This is a genomic window from Delftia sp. JD2 (assembly GCF_001682645.1).
GTDB lineage: Bacteria > Pseudomonadota > Gammaproteobacteria > Burkholderiales > Burkholderiaceae_C > Comamonas > Comamonas acidovorans.
In genome coordinates this window covers 1-7744 of record NZ_LFJT01000113.1, presented here as the reverse complement: position 1 = coordinate 7744, position 7744 = coordinate 1, and the positions used below count along the sequence as shown (strand labels likewise).

The 7744-nt window shown below is 55.0% G+C and carries 9 protein-coding genes; 8 read left to right on the top strand and 1 reads right to left on the bottom strand.

The annotated features are described in order from the left end of the window. The first annotated feature begins 573 nt into the window (after positions 1-573). Together ACM14_RS29830 and ACM14_RS29825 are read left to right on the top strand one after the other, a co-directional pair. A complete protein-coding gene (locus tag ACM14_RS29830) occupies positions 574-1092 on the top strand; it encodes a hypothetical protein (RefSeq protein WP_139093530.1) in 519 nt (172 codons plus the stop codon). Continuing rightward, complete coding sequence (locus ACM14_RS29825; RefSeq protein WP_065348140.1) at positions 1092-1562, top strand: hypothetical protein; 471 nt, start codon at positions 1092-1094, stop codon at positions 1560-1562. Before ACM14_RS29830 ends, ACM14_RS29825 begins: the two co-directional genes overlap by 1 nt. Positions 1563-1597: 35 nt before the next feature. On the opposite strand, the gene ACM14_RS29820 is transcribed toward ACM14_RS29825, so the two are convergent. Next, complete coding sequence (locus ACM14_RS29820) at positions 1598-2164, bottom strand: helix-turn-helix domain-containing protein (protein ID WP_065348139.1); 567 nt, start codon at positions 2162-2164, stop codon at positions 1598-1600. A gap of 812 nt (positions 2165-2976) precedes the next feature. On the opposite strand from ACM14_RS29820, the gene parA reads away from it, so the two are divergent. The 6 genes from parA (at position 2977) to ACM14_RS31915 (ending at position 7230) form a co-directional block, all read left to right on the top strand. Next, positions 2977-3606 (top strand): ParA family partition ATPase, encoded by a 630-nt coding sequence (gene parA / locus ACM14_RS29815; RefSeq protein WP_065348138.1) that lies wholly within the window; start codon positions 2977-2979, stop codon positions 3604-3606. After that, positions 3603-3839: a hypothetical protein gene (locus tag ACM14_RS31020; protein WP_084027466.1), complete on the top strand. Its 237-nt coding sequence runs from the start codon at positions 3603-3605 to the stop codon at positions 3837-3839. Before parA ends, ACM14_RS31020 begins: the two co-directional genes overlap by 4 nt. 103 nt (positions 3840-3942) lie before the next feature. Then, positions 3943-5571, top strand: a complete 1629-nt coding sequence (locus ACM14_RS29810) for a type IV secretory system conjugative DNA transfer family protein (RefSeq protein WP_084027465.1) — start codon at positions 3943-3945, stop codon at positions 5569-5571. Next, positions 5568-5900 carry a hypothetical protein gene (locus tag ACM14_RS31925; protein ID WP_139093529.1) on the top strand — a complete coding sequence of 111 codons (333 nt, stop codon included), beginning with the start codon at positions 5568-5570 and terminating at the stop codon, positions 5898-5900. The genes ACM14_RS29810 and ACM14_RS31925 overlap by 4 nt, the downstream gene beginning before the upstream one ends. Positions 5901-6041: 141 nt before the next feature. Then, positions 6042-7013 carry a membrane lipoprotein lipid attachment site-containing protein gene (locus ACM14_RS31920; RefSeq protein ID WP_139093528.1) on the top strand — a complete coding sequence of 324 codons (972 nt, stop codon included), beginning with the start codon at positions 6042-6044 and terminating at the stop codon, positions 7011-7013. Positions 7014-7020: 7 nt separating this feature from the next. Continuing rightward, positions 7021-7230, top strand: coding sequence for a hypothetical protein (locus ACM14_RS31915; protein WP_139093527.1), 210 nt, complete (start codon positions 7021-7023; stop codon positions 7228-7230). Positions 7231-7744 lie beyond the last annotated feature (514 nt).

Below are 7744 nucleotides of genomic sequence, written 5' to 3'. Positions count from 1 at the left end.
CCCGACGGGCCGGGGCGTTGCCCCCCACAAGAAAAAAAAAAGCACTTCGCTTCGCTCCGGCATTTCTTTTTTTTTTCTTGCGGCTCCCCCCAGCAGGTTGCACCTGCACCGCTGGCTTCGCCCCCATCGATCTTTTTCCCACACGCTTCGCTGACGTGGGAAAAAATCGACGGGCCCCCCAGCAGGGCGCGCCCTGCACCGGGGGCCGCTGTCGCGTGCCCCCCGCTTCAAATGCCGCCCCCCCGCACTTCGCTTCGCTACGGCATCGCGGGGGGGCGGCATTTGACGCGGCTCCCCCGCCCAGGCTCGCGCCTGTGCATCCATGATCGTTTTGGCTTCAGCTCTATGTCTAACCTGTTGAAATCTCGGGCCGAAATTGCCGCTAGGGTAGGGGCCAAAAGAGCCCGCTTGGTGTCCTGGCTTAAAGCCGAGGTGTATACCGACTATCAGACCGCCGCCCTTATCTTGGGCTGTACCCCAGCCACCGCCTTTAAGGCGCTGACTGCTATGCAGAGGGATGGGCTGCTAGATCGGCACGCAGTCGGCCGCGCTAGTGTTTGGTCCATCAGCCTTATGGGCCAGATCGAATATCTGGATGACGGGGAGGACCCACTTTCGGTTTTTGATCCACGCGTAAGCGAAACGACAGTTCAGCACACGTTAGCCGTCCAGAGGGCACGGATCGCGGCAGAGAATGCTGGAGGTACTGCGTGGCAGGCAGAACGCTTTATTCGCCGTGAAGCGGCGAAAGCAAAAGAGGCGGGGGGAGCCTCGCCTTGGCTGAAAGTGCCGGATGGCGTGGTGACGCTGGGCGGTCGGCGTATCGCGGTCGAGGTCGAGCGAAGCGTGAAGACTCCGAAGCGCTATCAAGCCATCATTGCCGAGTATCTGCAGATGCGGAAAGCAGGAACTATCGGAGCCGTCCACTATGTGTGCAGCTCGGAAAAACTAGCTAGGGGCCTGCAGCGGATTTTTAATGCTTTTCCTTCGGTAACTATCCGGGGGACCGAGATTGCCTTGAAGCCCGAGCATTACGCGTGCTTTGAGTTCTATGCTGCTGGTTCGTGGCCGTCTCAGAAGGCGGAGAGCTGATGCACACTGACAGCACACCAAAATATGAAGTTGCGGTCGAGCTGCTCGATTGGGCGATTCGTGCTTATGTCTCGGGCGAAGGGTACTACGCGGCTCTACACCTGGCCGGCGCAGCAGAGGAAGTACTAGCTGTTTACCTTCGTGCCCCGGAGAACGACCTCCAGCCGGCGGCCGATAGTTTTCATGAACTTGTTTCGCATCTTGCATGCCCCGCTGACAAGAGGGAAGCCGAGGACCTGAAAAAGTATTGTTTAGACCGCATGAATGGCCCTAGGAACTCCGTCAAGCACAAACGGGGACACGGGGATAACGTGGTGACTTTTGATGCGGAAGAAGAAGCCTCTGAGTCCATCGAGCGGGCGTATTCCAACTACACGCAACTGCTAAGAAAAATTCCCCTTAGGGACCTTCCCTCAATCGGGACATTCGAGCTGGCCAGGCGCGCAAAGCGCGCCCATCACACGGGCTAAGCCTGGCCGATTCTTCGGCTCGAAGACGACGTGAATTAGGGGGTGCCCCCTTGCGTTGCAACGGCATGGGGCACCCCGTCTAAGCTCTGCTGTGCTGGCGGCTCGGGTTCGGCGCCGTAAGGCAAAACCGCTTCCCCAGGGTAGGCAGTGGGGATCTGCCGGAGCGTGCCAGGATCGAGAGCAACGGCGTCCTGCTCAGAGCGGGACGCGATAACGGTTGCGCTGAATACAGCGTGGGCGAGTTGGCCGCGTGGGCCGACCCAGGCGACGGCCTTGTTGACGGCCAACGCGTAAGCGCCGCCGATCTTGATCCGGTGCACCCAATGGCCATCTACAAGCGTTTTGAGGGCCCTTTGAACCGTTGGGAGGGACACCCCTAGCAGTTCGGCCATAGAGGCCCGGGAAATGACCACTACGCCCCCGGAACCGGGCTCCATGAGGCGGATGAGCGAGACGATAAGGCGGGCGGCCTGCATGTCTTGGCGCATTAGCTCATCGAGGTTGTAGAGCGCTGTCTTCTCGACCATGGCGAAATGTGCCTGGCCTGGCTGGATCACCTGGGTGATCGGTGCCCCACTCGCCGCCTTTAGTTTCAGTGTCATTCTTGATCGCTCCATGCTCAAATTCTGAGCCGCACAGGGGTTCATTTGTGATCGCAGTGCAATCATAACTGACTGCAATAGGAAAGCAAAGAATCATCAGCTGTGATCCCCTGACGGATCATCAGCTGTGATCCTCTGGCGCTGCTAAGTCTTTGATTCATAAGACTTGAAAGCTCGGCCCTTCTTATGATCTATCGAACGATCGAGGAACCATATCGAGACCCCCCTAAGGGGGGTCGAGCAAAGGGGCCTGCTTCGCGGCCTTCCCCCCGGCCTCCGGCCCGCGCCTATGGCGCTCCCCCGCGTGGGGCATGCTGCCCCCCGACCCCCAGGGCTGCGCCCCCTGAGCTGCCTTCGCAGCTCGGGCACCTGCTACCTGTCTCCCAAAGGGAAGGGGGCGAGCGGCTGTTTTCTCTTCCGAAATTTTTGGAAAATTGGTAGCACAACCGGAGCGTGGGCAAGCCGCAGGCTTGTCCACCGTAGGGCGTTAGGGCAACCGAAGCGTGGGCAAGCCGTAGGCTTGTCCACCGTAGGGCGTCAGTGTCGAGCCCGGGTAACTCACGTACCCGTAGGGCTGTCCACACCCTTGGGGTGTGGGCAGGTGAGTTATCCAGGCGGGGAAGGCGCAGTGCTTACGCACGCCCCCTATTGCGGCCGTGGAGAGGTAACCAGGGCCGGCGTCCGCGCGAACGGCCCGCCCTGGCGCGAACGGTGACACGTCCAGGGCCTGGCCTGCCTCCTGATTGGTTCAGGCGTTGATTGAAAAGCGCTTTTCTGTAAAATCGTAAAACCGCAAACACGGAAGGACGGCAATGATCATTGGGGTGCTTAACCAAAAGGGGGGCGTTGGGAAAACCACGCTCAGCGTGAACCTTGCCGCGAGCATGGCGGCGACCGGGGCGCGGGTGATGCTCATTGATGCTGATCCCCAGGGGAGCGCGTTGGACTGGGCAGCAGCTCGTGAAGGTGAACCCCTGTTCTCGGTGGTCGGGCTTCCCCGGCCGACGGTCCACAAGGAGATTGCGCAGATCGGCCAAGGCTATGACCACATCGTCATTGACGGCCCGCCACGGGTCACGGATCTGGCCCGCTCGGTGATCATGGCCGCTGACCTAGTGCTGATCCCGGTGCAGCCCTCCCCCTATGACATTTGGGCCGCTGACGAGGTGGTAAAGCTCATCCAGGAAGCGGGCATCTACAAGCAAAACCAGAAAGCCGCTTTTGTGGTAAATCGTAAAATCGCAAATACGGCGATTGGTCGAGACGTCGGGGAAGCGCTGGCCGGATACGCGCTGCCGGTGCTGGTGGCGTCGATCACTCAGCGCGTCCTGTTTGCAGAAGCTGCGGCTCAAGGCAGAGCAGTTTTCGAGCTGGAGAAGGACGGCCAGGCGGCCGCAGAGATCGACGCCTTGCGCGTCGAGTTGATGGAGTTCGCAAAGTGACAACGAAGAAAATTTCTATCGGAACAAAGCCCAGCGCACGCACCGAAGCAACGCCCGCGGCTGCAGATAAATGGGTCGAAAGTAGAGCGGAAAGCGAGGCGATGAAGCGGCTAACAATCGACATTCCAGCGGCTTTGCATCGTGAAATCAAGATGCAGACTGCGCAACGGGGGACCAAGATTGCCGACGAAGTGCGTGAGCTTTTGGTGGAGCGTTTCACGCCGAAGAGATAGCAAATTTTTCCTTGAAAAAGAGCCGAAAACTGAGCTTTTCGGCTCTTTTTTTTTGTCCGAAATATTTAGAATATTCCATCTTTTGCACGTAAGAGGGTCGTAAATGTTGATGGAACTGCTGGAAAAAATGTGGCTTTGGGCTGGTATTCCATGCGGAGCAGCATGGGTCTTTATGCTAGATGCAGGGAAGCAAGAAGCGGAAGAAAAGCGCCAGTTTTGGGCGTCAATATCAGTTTTTGGCGGAGCTCTGGTAGGTGCGTGGTTCATTGCTAGCTGGCTGGGGAAAGAACCAGAGGTGAAGTATCTTGCTGTTTTTGGTGCATCTATGGGCGCCGGCGTGTGGCTTGGAATCTGGACACTTCGCAAGATTCCGCCCATGCTCGAAAGACTTGGACAGGGTTTTACAAAGAAAACCGCTGCAGAGCGAAACAGGAAAACCGACGTACGCGAGATAAAAAGGCATCTTCCAGACCCCGAAAAAACGTTCGTTCCTGGGAAATATTTCAAGGAAGATGGCGTTTTTATCGGACTGGATGAGAAGCGGAAGCCCGTCTACCTGGAAAAAAAGGCTTACCCAGCCATGCCCCACATTCAGGTGGTTGGCACCACGGGCGCGGGAAAAGGGGTCGCTCTTGCCGTGCTTGGTTCGCAGTGGATCAAGAAAGGCGAGGCTGTATTTTTTCTGGATCCAAAGGATGACGCGTGGGCGCCCCATGTTTTTGCCGATGCGGCCCGCCAAGCGAATGCAAATCACCACTTCATAAACCTTCGCGAGCCAGCGCCCCAATTCAATATCTTCGACGGGGCAACGGTGGACGAAATTGAAGAACTTTTCATTGCCGGATTTGGTTTTTCCGACACAGGAACGGCGGCGGATTTTTACTCCATCGCAGATCGGAAATACTCTGCAATCATTGCTCGACAGATCGCCGCTGAGGGCTTGACCGCCGCCCAGGCGTACCAAAAGAACGCCGAGATTTTGGACGAGCATGCACCGAAGCTCGGGGGCAAGCTCCGCGAGCTGGGAGAGGTGGCGGCTGCCAATGCCGCGCCTGGCCAGGGCGCCAGCTTTATGAAGATCATCCAGGAGGGCGGAAGCTGCTACGTGATCGGCCACATGCGAGCTGAAAAGATCGTTCGCCTGCAGAAGATGATCCTTGTCCGCCTGTTGCAGATCTCCGAAAGACGGGATCGGATACGGGGCGACCTTCGGCCCGTTGCCATCATCTTGGATGAGTCGAAGTACCACCTCAGCCGCAGTGCTCTAGAAGCACTTGGAGCAGCTAGAGATAAGGGCGTTCACGTGGTGCTAGCGCACCAGTCACTAGCCGATCTGCGCGACGTTGGGGGACTCGACGGAGATGCTGTGGTGGGCGCTGTGGTCGAGAACTGCAAGGTGAAGATCTGTTACCAGGTCAATGACCCAATAACCGCCGAGTGGCTGGCTCGGATGTCTGGAACAATTCTTGTTGATGACGAAACCAGGAGCATTTCTAAGAACGTCGTTCTCACTGAAAAGGTAAAAGGCGACCGCTCAATCAGGCAGGCGGAACGATATTTTGTGGATGAAAACATGATGCTGAATCTTCCTAAATCAGTGTGCGTAATTTATGGATTGGGCCTCGCGGGATTCGCTCAGGTGTGCAATATTTCAGTGGAAAAACGCGCTGAAAATGTTAAAATTTGTGCCGTAAAAGGTTCTGAAATTCAACAAGCGGACGAATGGATATGACTTTTCCCCCGGCGTTAATGGCTTTAGTTATTCCGGCTGGCCTCTTTGCAGCATGGCTTTTTATGCATAAAGATGCTGATGTGGAGCAAAGGATAGATAGAAAAGAGGCTGTGCATGAAAGAGAAAGTGCGAGTTTCGATAAGGACTTTGCAAACATCACCGGGGACGCGGAAGGAAAAAAGCGCGCTTTGATAAGAGAGAAAGACGCTGAACAGCGCATAGCTGAAGCGGAAAGAAGCAGAAAAGAGCGCGCATCGGAGGATCAGAGAGCTGCAGTAAGGCAAGGGGTAGACGAGTTTTTGACGCCGAAAAAGAAGGATGAAAAATGAAATTTCTACTTATCTCAGTTTTGGTTACGTTGGTCGGTTGCGCTTCAAGCCCTCCTGAATGGGAAGGGGATATAAGCCGAGGAATCCCCGGAGCGCACAAAAGTAACTTGAGGTTTGTTCCCCAATATTGGAGTATTTGAGGTGAAAAAAATAATTTTGATTGTTGGTGCAGCACTGATGCTGGCGGCTTGTTCTGATAACGGTGCTGGAGTTAGTGCCGAAAGCGATGTTTCTTCGGGAAATAAAACAAGCGTCGAAATTGGAAAAAAGAAAACAATTTCTGCTGAATCATCTTCTGAAACAGCAGTAAAAATACCGGCGGCTGCTCTGATTGGTGAAGCATTCTCGATGCGGTTTGTCCAAGGGTCGGGATTTGAGCAGCGGAAAACGGATGCTCAAACCGATCTTTATGCTCCGAACTCAATTGAGCAAAATCTAAAAGATTTGTTAAAACAGATGGAGTCTGATCCATCTATTTATGCTCAGATGGAGAAGCAAACGGATGCCGTATTTATGGATTTGCTTAGGAAAAAAGACGTAAAAGGCATGACGGAACTTGCAAAAAGACGGGTGTATGAACGCCGTTTTATCTCATGCAATGAGCCTTCTAATGGTTGGGAAGTGAACCCACAAAGCCGAAAGGATCAGCAGATTCTGATAGGTTATCTAAATGCAATCGTGAATCAATGCGACTTCACGAATATAATATTCACGGAAATTGCTGCAAAGCTGTCCGGAAAGATGCTTGAAGATCCGGAAATTGCGCGGCAAATGATCGTCAAGTCCTGGGAAAATATGGAGATAGACACCATAGATTCAGCTTGGCAACAGGCTCTGGAAAAAAACAAAGCGGCACATTTTACTACCGATTTATCTGGTGTTAAGGGAGTTCAATTTACCGGGCCTAATGGTCGATATGCAAACGAAGGAGGCGGGTTTTACATCACAAAAAACAGTGTTTTGTGGTATGGAAACGGTGCACTTTCGGGAAGGATGGTTGAGCTATCATTGCGCTCGACGATCGCTGCAAAGGCGGAAAAATCCAAGTCGATAGACAGCCAAGGCAATAGCTCTGCAGACAGCAAGAGCGGTGCTCAAGTCAACGTAAAGTGAGGACGAAATGAAGGTTTTGAAGGCAAAAGGCGCACGCAGCGCGCGGAAATTTGGGGTCAAACTGCCAGTGCAAATGGTGGAAAAGATCGAAGAGCTGGACGCGCAAGTGAAGGAAAAAGGCTACCAGGTCGACTGGTCGGAGCCATGCGTTGAAGCGCTGCAGCGCTTCATTTCTCAGGTCGAAAGCGACCTGAAGGAGATTTCTCCTGCGGAGTAATCTCCACGCCAGGCAGAAAAAACAGGGGCAGTCGCCCCTGTTTTTTTTGCCTGGCTAGCTTCGCTGCGGGCCCCACTTCGTGGTGCCTCTTTGCTCGCTACCGGAAAGTAACATCGGAAAATTGCCGCGATAGCGGCGCTTTCCCGATGTTACTTTCCGGTGATACACTCCGGTGATGTTCCATCACCTGCGCAGGCTTTGGCGGCCGGAGGGCCGCTCTAAGCCTTTGCCTTCACGTCATTGCTGTGGCAATGACTCCAGCGGCCCCCCATCCTTCGGTGGGGGTCCTCGGGGGGCCCGTCCTGCGCCTGCGGCGCACGACCTCCCTACATTAACTTGTTCCCGGGAGTGGTTTGGGGTAGCTGGCGCTACCCCACCCCCCTCCCGGAAACATCCCTGCTTCGCAGGGACCGTTAATCTAGGGAGGTCGTGCGTTCCGCCCGACGGGCCGGGGCGTTGCCCCCCACAAGAAAAAAAAAAGCACTTCGCTTCGCTCCGGCATTTCTTTTTTTTT

Bases quoted from the DNA above. Each gene is read 5' to 3' on its own strand.
- ACM14_RS31915 (WP_139093527.1), top strand. From the start codon at position 7,021: ATGAAGGTTTTGAAGGCAAAAGGCGCACGCAGCGCGCGGAAATTTGGG.
- ACM14_RS29830 (WP_139093530.1), top strand. From the start codon at position 574: ATGGGCCAGATCGAATATCTGGATGACGGGGAGGACCCACTTTCGGTT.
- ACM14_RS29820 (WP_065348139.1), bottom strand. From the start codon at position 2,164: ATGACACTGAAACTAAAGGCGGCGAGTGGGGCACCGATCACCCAGGTG.
- ACM14_RS29810 (WP_084027465.1), top strand. From the start codon at position 3,943: ATGTTGATGGAACTGCTGGAAAAAATGTGGCTTTGGGCTGGTATTCCA.
- ACM14_RS31925 (WP_139093529.1), top strand. From the start codon at position 5,568: ATGACTTTTCCCCCGGCGTTAATGGCTTTAGTTATTCCGGCTGGCCTC.
- ACM14_RS29825 (WP_065348140.1), top strand. From the start codon at position 1,092: ATGCACACTGACAGCACACCAAAATATGAAGTTGCGGTCGAGCTGCTC.
- parA (WP_065348138.1), top strand. From the start codon at position 2,977: ATGATCATTGGGGTGCTTAACCAAAAGGGGGGCGTTGGGAAAACCACG.